15 protein-coding genes and 1 tRNA gene are annotated in these 16621 nt (G+C 70.5%); 15 read left to right on the forward strand and 1 reads right to left on the reverse strand.

All coding sequences use genetic code 11. The features are described from left to right. The first annotated feature begins 205 nt into the window (after window positions 1-205). The 8 genes from ACFSL4_RS31325 to ACFSL4_RS31360 all read left to right on the forward strand — a co-directional run bounded on the left by ACFSL4_RS31325 (window position 206) and on the right by ACFSL4_RS31360 (window position 5715). Complete coding sequence (locus ACFSL4_RS31325) at window positions 206-556, forward strand: SCO3933 family regulatory protein (protein WP_381090389.1); 351 nt, start codon at window positions 206-208, stop codon at window positions 554-556. Continuing rightward, window positions 556-1872, forward strand: coding sequence for an FtsK/SpoIIIE domain-containing protein (locus ACFSL4_RS31330; RefSeq protein ID WP_381090392.1), 1317 nt, complete (start codon window positions 556-558; stop codon window positions 1870-1872). Before ACFSL4_RS31325 ends, ACFSL4_RS31330 begins: the two co-directional genes overlap by 1 nt. Window positions 1873-1884: 12 nt before the next feature. Then, window positions 1885-2079, forward strand: coding sequence for a hypothetical protein (locus ACFSL4_RS31335; RefSeq protein WP_073497689.1), 195 nt, complete (start codon window positions 1885-1887; stop codon window positions 2077-2079). 35 nt (window positions 2080-2114) lie between these two features. Continuing rightward, window positions 2115-2405, forward strand: a complete 291-nt coding sequence (locus ACFSL4_RS31340; RefSeq protein ID WP_381090396.1) for a hypothetical protein — start codon at window positions 2115-2117, stop codon at window positions 2403-2405. Between the two features lie 104 nt (window positions 2406-2509). Then, window positions 2510-2770 (forward strand): hypothetical protein, encoded by a 261-nt coding sequence (locus ACFSL4_RS31345; protein WP_381090399.1) that lies wholly within the window; start codon window positions 2510-2512, stop codon window positions 2768-2770. Further along, window positions 2767-4137 carry a replication initiator gene (locus ACFSL4_RS31350; RefSeq protein WP_381090402.1) on the forward strand — a complete coding sequence of 457 codons (1371 nt, stop codon included), beginning with the start codon at window positions 2767-2769 and terminating at the stop codon, window positions 4135-4137. The genes ACFSL4_RS31345 and ACFSL4_RS31350 overlap by 4 nt, the downstream gene beginning before the upstream one ends. Beyond that, a complete protein-coding gene (locus ACFSL4_RS31355) occupies window positions 4127-4339 on the forward strand; it encodes a helix-turn-helix transcriptional regulator (RefSeq protein WP_381090405.1) in 213 nt (70 codons plus the stop codon). The genes ACFSL4_RS31350 and ACFSL4_RS31355 overlap by 11 nt, the downstream gene beginning before the upstream one ends. Next, window positions 4336-5715 (forward strand): tyrosine-type recombinase/integrase, encoded by a 1380-nt coding sequence (locus tag ACFSL4_RS31360; RefSeq protein WP_381090408.1) that lies wholly within the window; start codon window positions 4336-4338, stop codon window positions 5713-5715. Before ACFSL4_RS31355 ends, ACFSL4_RS31360 begins: the two co-directional genes overlap by 4 nt. A 753-nt stretch (window positions 5716-6468) precedes the next feature. On the opposite strand, the gene ACFSL4_RS31365 is transcribed toward ACFSL4_RS31360, so the two are convergent. Further along, window positions 6469-6540, reverse strand: a tRNA-Arg gene (locus tag ACFSL4_RS31365). A 107-nt stretch (window positions 6541-6647) separates the two neighbouring features. Between ACFSL4_RS31365 and ACFSL4_RS31370 the strand changes: the two genes are divergently transcribed. The 7 genes from ACFSL4_RS31370 to rho all read left to right on the forward strand — a co-directional run bounded on the left by ACFSL4_RS31370 (window position 6648) and on the right by rho (window position 16456). Further along, a complete protein-coding gene (locus tag ACFSL4_RS31370) occupies window positions 6648-7184 on the forward strand; it encodes a response regulator (RefSeq protein WP_381090625.1) in 537 nt (178 codons plus the stop codon). 378 nt (window positions 7185-7562) lie between these two features. Further along, a complete protein-coding gene (gene nrtL, locus ACFSL4_RS31375) occupies window positions 7563-8894 on the forward strand; it encodes an ArgS-related anticodon-binding protein NrtL (protein ID WP_381090411.1) in 1332 nt (443 codons plus the stop codon). Window positions 8895-8919: 25 nt separating this feature from the next. Beyond that, window positions 8920-10311: a diaminopimelate decarboxylase gene (lysA, locus tag ACFSL4_RS31380; RefSeq protein WP_381090413.1), complete on the forward strand. Its 1392-nt coding sequence runs from the start codon at window positions 8920-8922 to the stop codon at window positions 10309-10311. Window positions 10312-10547: 236 nt separating this feature from the next. Beyond that, window positions 10548-11840, forward strand: coding sequence for a homoserine dehydrogenase (locus ACFSL4_RS31385; RefSeq protein ID WP_381090416.1), 1293 nt, complete (start codon window positions 10548-10550; stop codon window positions 11838-11840). 6 nt (window positions 11841-11846) lie between these two features. Continuing rightward, a complete protein-coding gene (gene thrC, locus ACFSL4_RS31390; protein ID WP_381090419.1) occupies window positions 11847-12905 on the forward strand; it encodes a threonine synthase in 1059 nt (352 codons plus the stop codon). Between the two features lie 240 nt (window positions 12906-13145). Next, a complete protein-coding gene (gene thrB / locus ACFSL4_RS31395; protein WP_381090422.1) occupies window positions 13146-14063 on the forward strand; it encodes a homoserine kinase in 918 nt (305 codons plus the stop codon). 407 nt (window positions 14064-14470) lie between these two features. After that, window positions 14471-16456, forward strand: coding sequence for a transcription termination factor Rho (gene rho / locus ACFSL4_RS31400; protein ID WP_381090425.1), 1986 nt, complete (start codon window positions 14471-14473; stop codon window positions 16454-16456). The last annotated feature ends 165 nt before the right edge of the window (window positions 16457-16621 follow it).

The raw sequence follows: 16621 nt of genomic DNA on the forward strand, positions 1-16621 counted from the left end.
GCGGGCCCTCCGTGGCCGTGGCTTGTGCGGCTGTTCGCCCTCGTAGACGGCTTGTCCACGTTCGTGGACAGCTTCGCTCACGGGTAGGTCGGTTGACAACCCGTACTACGGGTCGTCACTCTTGTCTTCGTCACCCGTACTACGGGTGGTCTAGCAACCCGCAGGATGGGCCTGCGGGTGCTGAGGACGAAAGGAGATCTGAGCAGTGGCAAGCCTTCCGATCGACACCGCGAAGTTCACGGGGATCATCTGCGCGGTTCCCCCGGCTCCGCGGGTCGCCAACCGTGAGACCGGTCAGCTCCGCGTTGACCGCGACACGGGCAAGACCGTGTATCAGGTCGGCCTCTGCCTGATGGCGGGGACGTCGGCCGACGTCGTGAACGTGAGCGTGGCCGGTGAGCCGGCCGGTGTGCAGCTCGGTATGCCGGTGGCTGTGCGAGACCTGGTCGCAACGCCGTGGGAGAACGAGGGGCGGCACGGGATCGCGTTCCGCGCGGCGGAGATCCGGCCCCTGAGCGCTCCCACCACTCCTGCGGGTAAGGGGGCCGGTCAGTGATGAAGCTGGCCTCCGCCACTTCGGCCGGTGCGACCTGGCCGAGCTGGGTGCTGGTGGTGGCCGCAGTGCTGGTGTCGGGTCTGCTTCTGGCGGGCCCGGCCCTGCGCCGCCGCTATCCCGTCGCCTGGTGGCTGTTATGCGGGTTCCCGGCCGTGGCCCTCCGAGTCGTGCAGACCTGGCGGCCTCTGATGGCCGGCTGCGGGCTCGCCGTGAGTCGTCGGCCGGCGCTGACCGTAGTGTCCGGACTCGTCGGCAAAGGGGCACCTCCGCCACAGCCGCGCGTGCCCCGGCGGGGACTCATACGCCCGACCGCCAGAGGCTTCGTACTGCTCGTTCGGCTGCTGCCGGGCCAGGTACCGGAGCACTTTGTCAAGGCTGCGCCCGCCATGGCGGAGAACTGGCAGGTGCACGCGGTGCGGGTGACCTCCTGGAAGCCAGGGGTCGTGCGGATCGTCGCCTCGGCGGCCGACCCATTGGCCGATCCCCGGGTGCCGAAGCAGCGCGGGCCCGGCCATCTGCTCCGGGTGACCGTGGGCGCCTTGGAGACCGGGGCCGCATGGGTGGTCGACCTGCGGCGCGTGCCTCACTGGCTGATCGTCGGGGCCACCCGCTCCGGAAAGTCCACCCTGATCAACGCCCTCGTGGCGGGCCTCGCCCCGCAACCCGTCGCCCTGGTCGGGATCGACTGCAAGGGCGGCATGGAACTGTCCCTCTACGAACCCCGGTTGTCCGCCCTCGCGACGAACCGAGAGCAAGCGGTCCGGCTGCTGGCTGCCCTCGTCGACCTGACCATTGACCGGATGACCCTGTGCCGGGCGGCTCGCGTCCGCAACATCTGGGGCCTGGCCCACAAGGAACGCCCGGTACCCGTCGTCGTGATCGTCGACGAGATCGCGGAACTGTTCCTCGTGGCGGGCCGGAGCGAGAAGGACGAAGCGCACGCGGCTGGTACGGCGCTGATCCGGCTGGCCCAACTCGGTGCGGCCTTGGGGGTGTTCCTGGTCGTGGCCGGCCAACGCGTCGGCTCCGACCTGGGGCCCGGTGTCACCGCGCTGCGGGCGCAGCTGGGCGGCCGGGTGTGCCACCGCGTGGCCGACCCCGGTACGGCCGAGATGGCTCTTGGCGACCTCAACCCCGACGCGCTGAAAGCGGCGCAGGCCATCACCCCGGAACAGGCCGGTACGGCCGTCCTCGCCTCCGGCGACGGCTGGGAACGAGCCCGGTCCCACCTGATCACGGAAGCGGAGGCGGAAGCCGTCGCCGCCGAGTACGCGCACCTGACTCCCGTGCTGTCCGAACTGCACGTCGAACTGTGAAAGGGGCCTGCCGTGCTGGTGTCCATGTCGGCCGTTCTGCTGCTCGGCCTGCTGATCTGGTTCCTCCTGCGCATCCGGTACCTGAGGTGGGCCGACGCGCTGCTCTGCGGAGCCTTCGGCTTTCTGCTCGCCCGGACCGTGGCCGCGCCCGTGGTTCAGGCCCTCCTCGACGGAGTGAACGGCTTCCTCGGCCAACTCCGCTTCTGAAACGCCCCACTACAGACCAGAAAAGGGGACTTCCTGTGTCCGACTACGTCATCCGCGCCGGCGACCGCGCCGCTTTCCTGGCCGACCTGAGGGAGCTGGTCGACTTCCTGACCGCCAACCCGGCCGTCGTCGTACCCCGTCACGCGTCCGTCGTCGTCCTCGTCGACGCCTCCGACCCCGCTGCTCGCCGCGACGGCGTGGAGTTCGTCGCCGTTCCGCTCGGAGTGCCGACGGAGGACATCGGCCGGGGCTATTTCGACGCGCGCCGCGACTTCGGACCGATCTCGTACAGCGTCGTCGGGATTCCTCCCGAGGAGCGGCAGTGATCGCCCGTACGACGGGCTCCCGACGGGGCGCGAAGTCGCCAAACCCGACCCCGTCAGGAACCCACTCCATCCGCCACATGAGTAGTGAAAGGAGCACTCACACTTTGTCCACCGCGCATCATTCGCGCAAATCCCCGTCGCCCGACTGCGACCTCAGGCAGCGTGACGCGCAGGTCTCGACCTGCGCCGGACGGGAACAGATCGTCCTCGTCGAACTCGACGGAACCGAGCAGTGGCTGTGTCCCGCGCACGCGGCGGCCGTCTGGCTCACGGACCCGACACTCCGCTTCAGCGCCAAGACTCGGCCGGAAGGGATCGCGGCCGTGATGGGGCAGGCGTTCGGCGGCGGGGGTGGTCGCCGATGACCACCACCCTTCCGCAGAGCGTTGCCGCTCTCGTTGCCAGGGCGTCTGAGCCGGAGTTCGTGGCATGGCGCCGGAACATCGTCCGCCTCGGTGGCTGCACCAACCCGATTCACCTGGTCGGCGCTGCAACCGTCTACGACACGACGACCGGCGCGGCCCTGCTCTCCTACGGCTCGGATGTCTACGGCGGTCGCCTGCTCACCGCGTGCGGCAACCGGCGGGCGACGGTCTGCCCGGCCTGCTCGGCTCTGTACCGGGCGGACACGTACCAACTCGTCCGTGCCGGTCTGGTCGGCGGCAAGAACATCCCGGAGGCGGTGAGCGGTCACCCGCGGGTGTTCGCCACGCTCACCGCCCCCGGATTCGGCCCGGTCCACACCCGCCGCGAACGTGACGGACGTATGTTGCCCTGTCGGCCTCGTCGGAAAGGCGACCGCTGCCCGCACGGGACTCCGGCCGGATGCCGGGAACGGCACTCGGCGGACGACCGCCGTCTCGGCGAACCCCTCTGCCCGCGCTGCTACGACTACGCGGGAGCCGTCCTCTGGCACGCGTTCGCCGGTCGGCTCTGGCACCGCTTCGGGCTGGAACTGCGGCGGGAGGTCGCACGCCGAGCCGGGCTGTCCCGTACCGAGTTCGGGGAAGTCGCCCGGCTGTCGTACGCGAAGGTCGCCGAGTACCAGCGGCGGGGCCTGGTCCACTTCCATGCCGTGATCCGCCTCGACGGCCCGGACGGACCCGACTCGCATCCGCCCTACTGGGCGACCGTCCCGCTCCTGATCGACTCCGTGCGGGCCGTGGCCAGTCGAGTGCGGCTGAACGCTCCCGGCGCGGGCGTCATCGGTCCGCGGGTCCTGCGCTTCGGTGCTCAGGTCGACGCACGTCCGGTTGCCTCGTACCGGCGGGACGCGGGTGAGCGGCCTGCTTCTCCGGCCTCCGTGGCGGGCTACATCGCCAAGTACGCCACCAAGGGAGCGGAGTCCGCCGGCGCGGTGGACGGTCGGATCTACCTGGCGAGAGACATGGTCATGCTGCCCGTGCGGGCGCATGTGCTGTGCATGATCGCCACTTGCTGGTGGCTCGGCGGCCTGCCGGAGTTCGAGTCGCTCGGGCTGCGCCGTTGGGCCCACATGCTTGGGTACGGCGGCCACTTCTCCTCCAAGTCGCGCCGCTACTCGACGACGCTGACCGCTCTCCGGCGGGCCCGTGCCGAGCACCGTGCGGAGCAGCAACGGGCGTCCCTCGGCCTGGCTGACGTCCCGACCGTCACGGTCGGCCACTGGCGTTACGCGGGGCGCGGCTACTCACCGGAAGCGGCGCTCCTGGCTGCCTCTGTGCGGGAGGGCGGTGGTCGTCATGGCGCGTGAGAGCCGTGCGAAGGCGGCCGAACTGCTCACCGTGCGGCAGGTGCTCGATGAACTGGGCGGGATCTCCCGGCGCACCTTCTACCGCTGGCGGGAACTGCGCCTCGCCCCGGCCTGCATCCGGCTGCCGAACGGTGAGCTGCGGGTCCGCCGGGACGTGCTCAACGACTGGTTGGAGGAGCGGGCGGAGGGGGCGGCGTCGTGAAGTCGTACAAGGTCGTCATCTGGAAGCTCAGTATCAACCGTTCTGCGAAGAAGCCGACGTATCTCGTTCGGTGGTCCGTGGACGGTGAGCCGTTCCACGAGTCGCACAAGACGAAGGCGCTGGCGGACCGCTTCCGGGCAAAGCTCCTTCGTGCCGCTGACAAGGGTGAACCGTTCGACACCGTGACCGGGCTGCCGGACTCGCTGCGGGGTGGAAAGGCGGCGCTGTCGTTCCTCGACCTGGCGGTCAAGTACGTGGATGCGCGGTGGGCGGAGGCGTCCGCCAAGCAGCGGGACAGCATGACCGACGCACTGGCAACGGTCGTTCCCGCCCTGGTCAAGCCCGGGCGGGGGCGGCCCTCTCCGGAGATGCTGCGGCGTGCTCTACGCTCGTACGTTCTGCCCGTGCCGCGCAGGGAGCGGGAGCGGCCTGAGGAGATCGCCGCGTCGGTCCGGTGGATCGAAAAGACCTCGCTCCCGGTGGGCGAGTTGCAAGAGATCGCTCGGGTTCATGAGCTGATCGACGCGCTGGGCCGGAGGCTGGATGGCAAGCCTGCGGCAACGCAGACCTACCGGCGACGTCGAGCAGTGGTCTTCAACGCGCTGGAGTACGCGGTCGAACTCGAACACCTGCCGTCCAATCCGCTGAGCCGGGTCCGGCGCAAGCGGGGGAAGCGGCCGGTGCAGGAGGTTGACCGTCGTGTCGTGGTCAACCCTCGGCAGGCTCGGGAACTGCTGACCGCGCTCACGTACGTGGGCGGCTACGACCGTGCAAGCGGTCGGAGGCTGCGGGCGTTCTTCGGGTGCCTGTACTACGCGGCTATGCGACCGGGGGAGGCGCTGGGGCTTCGCCGCTCCGATTGCACGCTTCCGGTGTCGGGCTGGGGCCGTATCGAGCTGGCGGAGACCCGTCCCACGGCTGGTAAGGCGTGGACCGACTCCGGTGAAGCGCACGACCGGCGCGGGCTGAAGCAGCGGGCTGACGGTGAGGTGCGCATCGTGCCGATTCCGCCTCCGCTGGTTCGGCTGCTCCGCGAGCATCTGAAGGAGTTCGGTACGGCGGAGGACGGCCGGCTTTTCTCCAGCGAGCGGGGCAACGTGATCGCGGCCTCGTCGTACTCGCGCGCGTGGAAGCAGGCTCGGGAACTGGCACTCCTGCCGCATCAGGTGTCGTCGGTCCTGGCCTTACGGCCGTACGACCTCCGACACGCAGGCGTCTCCCAGTGGCTCAACTCCGGTGTGCCTGCGCCGGAGGTGGCCGCCCGCGCGGGTCACTCGGTGGACGTCCTCCTCAAGATCTATGCCAAGTGCATCGACGGCCAGGAACAAGAGATGAACGACCGCATTCTGAAGGGGCTAGGTGAGGAAATGCCGTAGCGCGGGGCTGCAAGTAGATACTCGAAGGAGCTTCGGAGTCATCCGGGGCTCCTTCGTTGGTTCTGGCCTCCGCCCCGTCGTAACGCTCTTCGGTTCTGGAGTGCCAAAATCTCTCCAACACAGAACGAGGGGGGAGAGCGTTGCAGGATCGGCGTGCAGCCATTCTGAGCGAGCTTGAGGCAGACCACGGGGTGACCGCGGTTTCGATGGGGTGGCTTCGAGAGCGTTACGACCCCGAGTGGGGACGTCTTAGCGCCAGTCGAGCGGCGGAGATCAGCCGTTGGCTCGCGAAGCAGGAGGTCGCACACCTTCCGTCGCCGCTGCCATCGAGGGAGACGGAAGAGGTGGTGCTCTACAGGCCCTCTTCCCCCGTCGGTGTGTACATCAACGCGGCGCGTCTGGAGGGTCCGTTCAAGCATCGCCCAGCCGCTGCCGCCTACTTCCTGCAAGACATTGCACAGAGACTGAGCCGCGCTGAACAGACCGAGATGGAGTCCGACTGAGGGCGCTTGGGGAGCCCTGGAATGTGCCTCAGGCCATGGGCCTAGCATCGAGCCCCAGGGTGTCGCTTGGGGCCAATGACCTCGTGCTTTGTGACAGCTGACCTGCACGGAAGGCCACCAAGATCATTACGTGGCCATTACGTGATCACTGGCAAACGGCTGCTTTCACCGGCACCCCCCTGCGCATACGCGAAGACCCCACCCTCAGCGTTTCCGCTGGTGACGGGGTCCTTAGGCACCTCGTAACAGGTGCCCCCGGTAGGATTCGAACCTACGCACACGGCTCCGGAGGCCGTTGCTCTATCCCCTGAGCTACGGGGGCGTGTCTCGCGGTGTTCGCGGCGACGGGTAGAACCCTACCAGCTCTGTCGGGGTCGTCATGAACGGTTTCCTCGGGGGTCCTGCCAGGTGCGGCTCCCCCCGGACGGGGTGGAAGTGGGGAAAACCCGGACGCGAGCCCCTGCGCCCGCCTACTCTCGAGTTGTGTCAGGCGCGTCCGGCCGGGTTCTTGTCGTGGACGACAACAAGGTCATCCGGCAGCTGATCAGGGTCAACCTCGAACTGGAGGGTCTCGAGGTCGTGACCGCGGCTGACGGCGCCGAGTGTCTGGATGTCGTGCATCAGGTGCGGCCCGATCTGATCACTCTGGACGTGGTCATGCCGCGGCTCGACGGGCTGCGGACCGCCGCGCGGCTTCGCGCCGACCCCCGTACGCGTGATCTGCCCCTCGCCATCATCAGCGCCTGCACGCAGTACGAGGTCGAGAGCGGTCTCGGTGTCGGCGTCGACGCGTTTCTTGCCAAGCCCTTCGATCCGGCTGAACTCGTGCGGCTCGTGAGGGAACTGATGGGGCGTCGAAGGGTTGGCGATGTGGGTCCGTCCGCCCTCGGGGGCGGCTTCGAGGTGGAACCGGGCGAGTCCGAGCGCGCCGGGCGGGCAGGCCACGCCGGGCGTGCGGGCGGCTGAGGCCGGTCATCGCTTTCCGGGCAGCCCAGTTCCGTCAGGGGACCTGCAGGGTCCGACCGACGCCCTGTCCCGCGGAGGGTCTGGCCCCGGATCTCGTCCCATCCCGGCCCGGCCCCTGGCCCCACCGCTCCAGGTAGCGGCCCCATGGCCCCCGCCGCACCCAAGCCATCGCATCCCGCCCCAGCGCGCCCATGCCCCTTGTCCGCCCCTTCCCCGCCCCACATCAGCGCCCCCACCCTCCGTGACCGCACCCTCCGTGACCGCACCCGCACTCCTCCCCACCCCAGATCAGCGCCCTACCCGGCCCCCCGTCCCACATCCCGGACCCAAGCCAAACCTGCTCGCATACCCACCCCCCTCCTCCCATACCCTTGTCCCGTGACTCCCGTCGAGCTCTCCTGCACCGTGCTGCGCGCGGTGCGTACTGCTGTGGACGGCGGGGAACTGAGCGTGCCCGTGCCCGCACGTGCCGTGGTCACTCCGCCCGGGCCCGGTGGCCGTGGCGACTATGCGACCAACATCGCCCTTCAGCTCGCACGCCCGGCAGGACGGGCCCCTCTGGATGTCGCCGAGATCCTGCGGCCCCACATCCGCGGCACCGCCGGCATCGCCGACGTCGAGATCACCGGGCCCGGCTTCCTCAACATCCACCTCGAACGGGCCGCCGCCACCACCGCCCTCGTCCGCGAGATCCTCGACCGCCGCAGCGGGGGAGACGGTCGTCCCGGCGGCAAGCACGTCCGTCCCGGCGGTGAAACCGGCGACAGCACTGCCACCCCGTACGGGCACACCCCCACCCTCGCCCACCAGGTGATCCGCCTCCGCATCCCCTACGACATCCGCGCCGAAGTGGTGGCCGACACCCTCGTCCGCATCATCGCCACCCAGGGCGGCCGCGCCGAGGTCCACCACGCCCGCCCCGGAGAGCCCGTCGACCTCCGTCCCGTCCCCGCCCCGGAGGATCCCGCCCCCCTCGGCGCCGACGCCGCCCGCTGGGCCCTGCTCCACCCCGCCCCGCACGACCGGCCCCGGATCACCGCCGACCATCTGCTGCAGCGGGAGAGCAACCCCCTCTTCCGCGTCCGCTACGCCCATGCCCGTGTCCGTGCGCTCACCCGCAACGCCGCCCGGCTGGGCTTCGGCGCCGTCCCCGGCGATGTCTGCGACGGGCCATACGGAGCCCACACGGCCGACGGGCCATACGGAGCCCACACGGCCGACGGGCCATACGGAGCCCACGCGGCCGACGGGCCGCACGGAGCCGAGGGAACCCATGGAACCCATGGAACCCATGGAACCCAAGGCGCCCCTGTAACCCACACGTCCCAAGACGGGCCCCAAGGGACCCAGGCGCCGCACGGGCCCCACCGGCCGCACCCCTATGGGCCCCACCGGCCCCCCCGGCCCCACTGGCCCCACGAGCCAAATCTCCCCGCCGTCACCACTCCCACCACCCCCCTCCTCCAAACCCTCGCCGCCTACCCCCCCACCCTCACCCAGGCGGCCACCCACCGCGCGCCCGATCGGCTCGCCCGGTATCTCGTCGGTGTCGCCGACGCCCTGCTCGCCTTCCAGCACACCGTGCTCCCGCTCGGCGACGAGAAACCCTCGGCCGCCCACCGGGCCCGGCTCGCCCTTGCCGAAGCCGCCGGGACGGTGCTGGCCGGCGGTCTGTCCCTGCTCGGCATCAGCGCCCCCGACTACCTTTGAGACCCGCGAGAAAGCACCGACCGTCATGAGCCGTTCAGCACACCCCGCCGGGCCCCGCCACGCCGATGTCCTGCCCGAGGGCCACTACTCCGCCCCGCCCGCCGACCTCAACGCCCTCGACGCCAAGGTGTGGGCGCAGACCGTCGGCCGCGACGACGACGGTGTCGTGACCGTCGGGGGCCTCGACGTGAAGACGCTCGCCGAGCGGTTCGGCACTCCCGCCTACTTCGTCGACGAGGCCGACTTCCGGGCCCGGGCCCGGGCCTGGCGCTCCGCCTTCGGGGCCGACGCCGACGTCTTCTACGCCGGCAAGGCGTTCCTCTCCCGCGCCGTCGTGCGCTGGCTGCACGAGGAAGGGCTCAACCTCGACGTGTGCTCCGGAGGTGAGCTCGCCACCGCGCTCGCCGGCGGCATGCCCGCCGAGCGCATCGCGTTCCACGGCAACAACAAGTCCACCGAGGAGATCACCAGGGCGATCGAGAGCGGTGTCGGGCGCATCGTCCTCGACTCCTTCCAGGAGATCGTGCGCGTCGCCCACATCGCCGAGTCGCTCGGCAGGCGGCAGCGGGTGCAGATCCGGGTCACCGTCGGCGTGGAGGCCCACACGCACGAGTTCATCGCCACCGCCCACGAGGACCAGAAGTTCGGGGTCCCGCTCGCCGGCGGGCAGGCCGCCGAGGCCGTGCGGCGTGCGCTGCGGCTCGACGGGCTCGAACTCGTCGGCATCCACAGCCACATCGGCTCGCAGATCTTCGACATGTCCGGGTTCGAGGTCGCCGCCCACCGCGTGGTGGGGCTCCTCAGGGACATCCGGGACGAGCACGGCGTCGAACTGCCCGAGATCGACCTCGGCGGCGGGCTCGGGATCGCGTACACCGGTGACGACGATCCCCGTGAGCCGCACGAGATCGCCAAGGCCCTCGGTGAGATCGTCTCCCGGGAGTGCGAGGCCGCGAGGCTGCGCACCCCGCGCATCTCCGTCGAGCCCGGGCGCGCCATCGTCGGGCCGACCGCCTTCACGCTGTACGAGGTCGGCACCATCAAGCCCCTCGACGGGCTGCGCACGTACGTCTCCGTCGACGGCGGCATGTCCGACAACATCCGCACCGCGCTGTACGACGCCGAGTACAGCGTCGCCCTCGCCTCCCGCGCATCCGACGCCGAGCCCATGCTGAGCCGCGTCGTCGGCAAGCACTGCGAGAGCGGTGACATCGTCGTACGCGACGCCTTCCTGCCCGCGGACCTGGCGCCCGGTGATCTCATCGCCGTGCCCGCCACGGGCGCGTACTGCCGGTCCATGGCCAGCAACTACAACCACGTGCTGCGTCCGCCCGTCGTCGCCGTGAGCGACGGCGAGGCCCGCGTGATCGTCCGTCGCGAGACGGAGGAGGACCTCCTGCGCCTCGATGTCGGGTGACGGAGGAGGAGTGGAACCTCCTGCGCCTCGACGTCGGGTGACGGAGGAGGAGCGGACCTCCTGCGCCTCGACGTCAGGTGACGGACGGAGCAGGGGCCGGGAGCGGCGGAAGATCTTCCTGTTCAGCGCCGCTGACAAAATGAAATAAACGTCTCACGATCCGGACGAAGGGCAGAAAGCCCCGTCCGGTGAGTGAGACTGGTCAAACCGTAGACCGCATGAGGAAACGAGGTCGGATGATGCGTACGCGTCCGCTGAAGGTGGCGCTGCTGGGCTGTGGGGTCGTCGGCTCAGAGGTGGCGCGCATCATGACGACGCACGCCGACGACCTCGCGGCGCGGATCGGGGCGCCCGTGGAGCTGGCGGGGGTCGCGGTCCGCAGGCCCTCCAAGGTGCGTGAGGGCATCGACCCCGAGCTGATCACCACCGATGCCACCGCCCTCGTCAAACGCGGCGACATCGACGTCGTGGTCGAGGTCATCGGGGGGATCGAGCCCGCCCGTACGCTCATCACCACCGCCTTCGAGCACGGCGCGTCGGTCGTGTCCGCCAACAAGGCCCTCCTCGCCCAGGACGGGGCCGCGCTCCACGCGGTGGCCGAGGAGAACGGCGGGGACCTGTACTACGAGGCCGCCGTCGCCGGGGCCATCCCGCTGATCCGGCCGCTGCGCGAGTCCCTCGCCGGCGACAAGGTCAACCGGGTGCTCGGCATCGTCAACGGGACGACCAACTTCATCCTCGACAAGATGGACACCACGGGGGCCGGGTACCAGGAGGCCCTCGACGAGGCCACCGCCCTGGGGTACGCGGAAGCCGACCCGACCGCCGACGTCGAGGGGTTCGACGCGGCCGCCAAGGCCGCCATCCTCGCCGGGATCGCCTTCCACACCCGCGTGCGCCTCGACGACGTCTACCGCGAGGGCATGACCGAGGTCACCGCGGCCGACTTCGCCTCGGCGAAGGAGATGGGCTGCACCATCAAGCTGCTCGCGATCTGTGAGCGCGCCGCCGACGGGGGCTCGGTCACCGCGCGCGTGCACCCCGCCATGATTCCGCTGACCCACCCGCTCGCCTCCGTGCGCGGTGCGTACAACGCCGTCTTCGTGGAGTCCGACGCCGCCGGTCAGCTCATGTTCTACGGGCCCGGCGCGGGGGGTGCGCCCACCGCGTCCGCCGTCCTCGGTGATCTCGTCGCGGTGTGCCGCAACCGGCTCAGCGGCGCCACCGGGCCAGGTGAGTCCGCGTACGCCGCCCTGCCCGTCTCGCCGATGGGGGACGTCGTCACGCGGTACCACATCAGCCTCGACGTCGCGGACAAACCGGGTGTTCTCGCCCAGGTCGCCACCGTGTTCGCCGAGCATGACGTCTCGATCGATACGGTTCGCCAGCAGGGCAAGGACGGGGAGGCGTCCCTCGTCGTCGTCACCCACCGTGCGTCCGACGCGTCCCTGGACGGGACCGTCGAGGCGCTGCGCAGCCTCGACACCGTGCGGGGTGTCGCCAGCATCATGCGGGTTGAAGGAGAGTAACCAGCAATGACCCACCAGTGGCGCGGAATCATCGAGGAGTACCGGGACCGGCTGCCGGTGTCGGACGGTACGCCGGTCGTCACCCTCCGCGAGGGCGGTACGCCGCTCGTGCCCGCGCAGGTGCTTTCCGAGCGCACCGGCTGTGACGTCCATCTCAAGGTGGAGGGTGCCAACCCCACCGGGTCCTTCAAGGACCGCGGCATGACCATGGCCATCTCCAAGGCCAAGGAGGAGGGCGCGAAGGCCGTCATCTGCGCCTCCACCGGCAACACCTCCGCGAGCGCCGCCGCCTACGCGGTGCGCGCGGGCATGGTGTCCGCCGTCCTCGTGCCACAGGGCAAGATCGCGCTCGGCAAGATGGGCCAGGCCCTCGTGCACGGCGCGAAGATCCTCCAGGTGGACGGAAACTTCGACGACTGCCTCACGCTCGCCCGGGCGCTGTCCGACAACTACCCGGTCGCGCTGGTCAATTCGGTCAACCCGGTGCGCATCGAGGGCCAGAAGACCGCGGCCTTCGAGATCGTGGACATGCTCGGCGAGGCGCCCGACATCCATGTCCTGCCGGTGGGCAACGCGGGCAACATCACCGCGTACTGGAGAGGCTACAAGGAGTACGCGGCCGACGGCGTCGCCGGGCGGACCCCGCGGATGTGGGGCTACCAGGCGTCCGGTTCGGCCCCCATCGTGCGCGGTGAGGTCGTCAAGGACCCGTCGACCATCGCCACGGCCATCCGCATCGGCAACCCGGCGTCCTGGAAGTACGCCCTGGCGGCGCGGGACGAGTCGGGCGGCCTCATCGACGAGGTGACGGACCGTGAGATCCTGCGTGCCTACCGGCTGTTGGCCGCGCAGGAGGGCGTCTTCGTGGAGCCCGCCTCCGCGGCGTCCGTGGCCGGTCTGCTGAAGGCCGCCGAGCAGGGCAAGGTCGACCCGGGCCAGACCATCGTCTGCACGGTCACCGGCAACGGCCTCAAGGACCCCGACTGGGCCGTCGCGGGCGCCCCGCAGCCGGTCACGGTACCGGTGGACGCGGTGACTGCGGCCGAGCGGCTCGGACTCGCGTAACCGGGCCGTTTGCGGGGGATAACCCTGTTGGCACCCGACAGAGGGGGCACAGGGGGCTTACGACACGCATCGTGCGCCTCCTGTGCGCCCTATGTCGCCGCAGAACCTTCCTTCGATAGGCTGTACTGAACCCGCCCACCGCATATGACGCGGTGCCGCGCCGTCCTTGCGGCCTTCGGGTCTTCCGCACGTATCGAATCTCATTCGACCATCACGCAGCTCAAGGAGAGTCATCGAGCGATGGCCGGTCCAGCCTTCCGCGCCGCCGCCGTCCGGGTGCGCGTCCCCGCCACCAGCGCCAACCTCGGCCCGGGCTTCGACGCCCTCGGCCTCGCGCTGGGGCTCTACGACGACGTGGTCGTCCGGGTGGCCGACTCCGGGCTGCACATCGACATCGCAGGTGAGGGCAGCGAGACGCTCCCACGTGACGAGAGCCACCTCCTCGTACGGTCCCTGCGCGCCGCCTTCGACGTCCTGGGCGGGCAGCCGCGCGGCCTGGAGATCGTCTGCGCCAACCGCATCCCGCACGGCCGTGGCCTCGGCTCCTCCTCCGCCGCCATCTGCGCCGGCATCGTCGCCGCCCGCGCGGTGACGATAGGCGGCGACAGCCGGCTCGACGACGCCGCGCTCCTGGAGCTCGCCACCGAGATCGAGGGCCATCCGGACAACGTCGCCGCCTGTCTGCTCGGCGGCTTCACCATCTCCTGGATGGAGCGCGGCGCCGCGCGGGCGATCCGCCTGGACCCCGCCGATTCCATCGTTCCGGTGGTTTTCGTACCCGGAAAGCCGGTCCTGACCGAAACGGCCCGCGGACTGCTCCCGCGCGCCGTGCCGCACGTCGACGCCGCCGCCAACGCCGGCCGCGCCGCCCTGCTGGTCGAGGCCCTCACCCGGCGCCCCGAGCTGCTGCTGCCCGCCACCGAGGACCGCCTGCACCAGGAGTACCGCGCCCCGGCCATGCCCGAGAGCGCGGCGCTCGTGGAGCGGCTGCGGGCGGACGGCATCCCCGCGGTGATCTCCGGCGCGGGCCCCACGGTCCTGGCGCTGGCCGACGGCGCCAGCGCCGACAAGGTGGCCGACCTGGCGGGCGAGGGCTGGGCCGCCAACCGGCTGGAGACGGACAGCCAGGGAGCGAGCGTGCTGCCGCTTGCGCCCTGACACACGGTTGCCGGATTTCGAGAGGGGGAATGTTTGTTGGATCCGGTAGTGTTAACCTCAAGTCTGCACCCGACCCCGCCATGGCGAGGTGCTTCGTGTCCCCGTCCGGGACAACCATTCTTCCGGGAGCTTCCCAAGTCGCCCTGTGTTCCGTATCTCGTACGCGCGCGGTACGTCGTACGCGGATGCTGAGCGGGTTGCCGAGCACGCTCCGGAATCGGCGTGACCGAGCCGCGTGACACAAAACCGGGTGCCACGGCTTCGGGAAGCGCCATCACCAGATATTTCCTCCGCCGCTTTGGCGGACCACCGCCCCGGCACGGTCCACCCAGACGGGACCGAAGCCGGACAGCACAACCGGTCGCCGAGCCAGACAGGCCGACGTCCGCTCCAGGGAAGGACCCTTCGTGAGCGACACCACCGATCTGATGGGCGCACGTGTCGAGGAGACCGCTGCCGCGCCCGCCACGGACGCCTCCGCGCCTGCCACCGGTGCCGGCTCCCGGCGGCGCCGCGGTACCGGCCTCGAGGGCATGGTGCTGGCCGAGCTGCAGCAGGTCGCATCCGGCCTCGGTATCAGGGGCACCGCGCGCATGCGCAAGAGCCAGCTGATCGAGGTCATCAAGGAGGCGCAGGCCGGGGGTGCCTCCCAGGCCGCTTCGGGCGCCGGGGGAGGCGGCGCGGCCAAGGCCGCGGACGCCACCGAGGCCAAGCCGAAGCGCCGGGCCACCTCCCGGACCCGTACCGGCGACGAGGCCGCCGCGGCGGCCGAGCCCAAGGCCGAGCAGGCCGTGGCCACGGCCACGCAGCAGATCGAGATCCCCGGCCAGGGAGCCGGCGACGACACGGGCGGCGAGCGCCGCCGTCGCCGCGCCACGGCCGAGGCCGGCAGCCCCGAGACCGTCACCGCCGAGGCGAAGAGCGAGCCGAAGGCCGAGACCTCGGCCCAGCCCCAGCAGGCGCAGCCGCAGGGCGACGCCGGTGAGGGCGGCGAGGGCCGTCGCCGCGACCGCCGCGAGCGCGGCCGTGACCGTGACCGCGACCGGGACCGCCGGGGCAAGGGCGACGACCAGCAGCAGGGCCAGGGCGGCCAGCAGCGCCAGCAGCAGGGCCAGCAGCAGGGTGGCGGCCGGCAGGACCGTCAGGACGACGACGACTTCGAGGGCGGCCGCCGGGGCCGTCGCGGCCGCTACCGCGACCGCCGGGGCCGTCGCGGCCGCGACGAGATCGCCGAGCCGCAGCTCGCCGAGGACGACGTCCTGATCCCCGTCGCGGGCATCCTGGACATCCTCGACAACTACGCCTTCATCCGCACGTCGGGCTATCTGCCGGGTCCCAACGACGTGTACGTCTCCCTCGCCCAGGTCCGCAAGAACGGCCTGCGCAAGGGCGACCACGTCACCGGCGCGGTCCGCCAGCCGAAGGAGGGCGAGCGCCGCGAGAAGTTCAACGCGCTGGTGCGCCTCGACTCCGTCAACGGCATGGCGCCCGAACACGGCCGCGGTCGCCCGGAGTTCAACAAGCTGACCCCGCTGTACCCGCAGGACCGGCTGCGCCTGGAGACCGACCCGGGCGTGCTGACCACCCGGATCATCGACCTGGTGTCGCCGATCGGCAAGGGCCAGCGCGGTCTGATCGTGGCCCCGCCGAAGACCGGCAAGACCATGATCATGCAGGCGATCGCCAACGCGATCACCCACAACAACCCCGAGTGCCACCTGATGGTCGTCCTCGTCGACGAGCGTCCGGAAGAGGTCACCGACATGCAGCGGTCGGTCAAGGGCGAGGTCATCTCCTCGACCTTCGACCGCCCGGCTGAGGACCACACCACGGTCGCCGAGCTCGCCATCGAGCGCGCCAAGCGGCTGGTCGAGCTGGGCCACGACGTCGTCGTGCTGCTCGACTCGATCACGCGTCTGGGCCGTGCGTACAACCTCGCCGCCCCGGCGTCCGGCCGCATCCTGTCCGGTGGTGTCGACTCGACCGCGCTGTACCCGCCGAAGCGCTTCTTCGGCGCGGCCCGCAACATCGAGGACGGCGGCTCGCTGACCATCCTCGCCACCGCACTGGTGGACACCGGGTCCCGCATGGACGAGGTGATCTTCGAGGAGTTCAAGGGCACCGGCAACATGGAGCTCAAGCTCGACCGGAAGCTCGCCGACAAGCGCATCTTCCCGGCGGTGGACGTGGACGCGTCCGGCACCCGCAAGGAAGAGATCCTGCTCGGCGCCGAGGAACTCGGCATCGTCTGGAAGCTGCGCAGGGTGCTGCACGCGCTCGACCAGCAGCAGGCGATCGAGCTGCTCCTCGACAAGATGAAGCAGACGAAGTCGAACGTCGAGTTCCTGATGCAGATCCAGAAGACGACGCCGGCTCCGGGCAACGGCGACTGAGCCGAGGCCGGCCGTCCGCGTGCTGTGAAGTCCCGCTCCGTCACCTGGGTGACGGAGCGGGACTTCTGCCTTGTGCGATCAGCGCACCGAAGTGGGGGAACGCATTTTCGGGCAGGCCCATGGCCGGCGGGCAAGGGCAACGGGCTGTTCGGCACCCGCCTGCCC

Source organism: Streptomyces caeni (assembly GCF_042678285.1).
In the GTDB taxonomy this organism is placed as follows: Bacteria; Actinomycetota; Actinomycetes; order Streptomycetales; family Streptomycetaceae; genus Streptomyces; species Streptomyces caeni.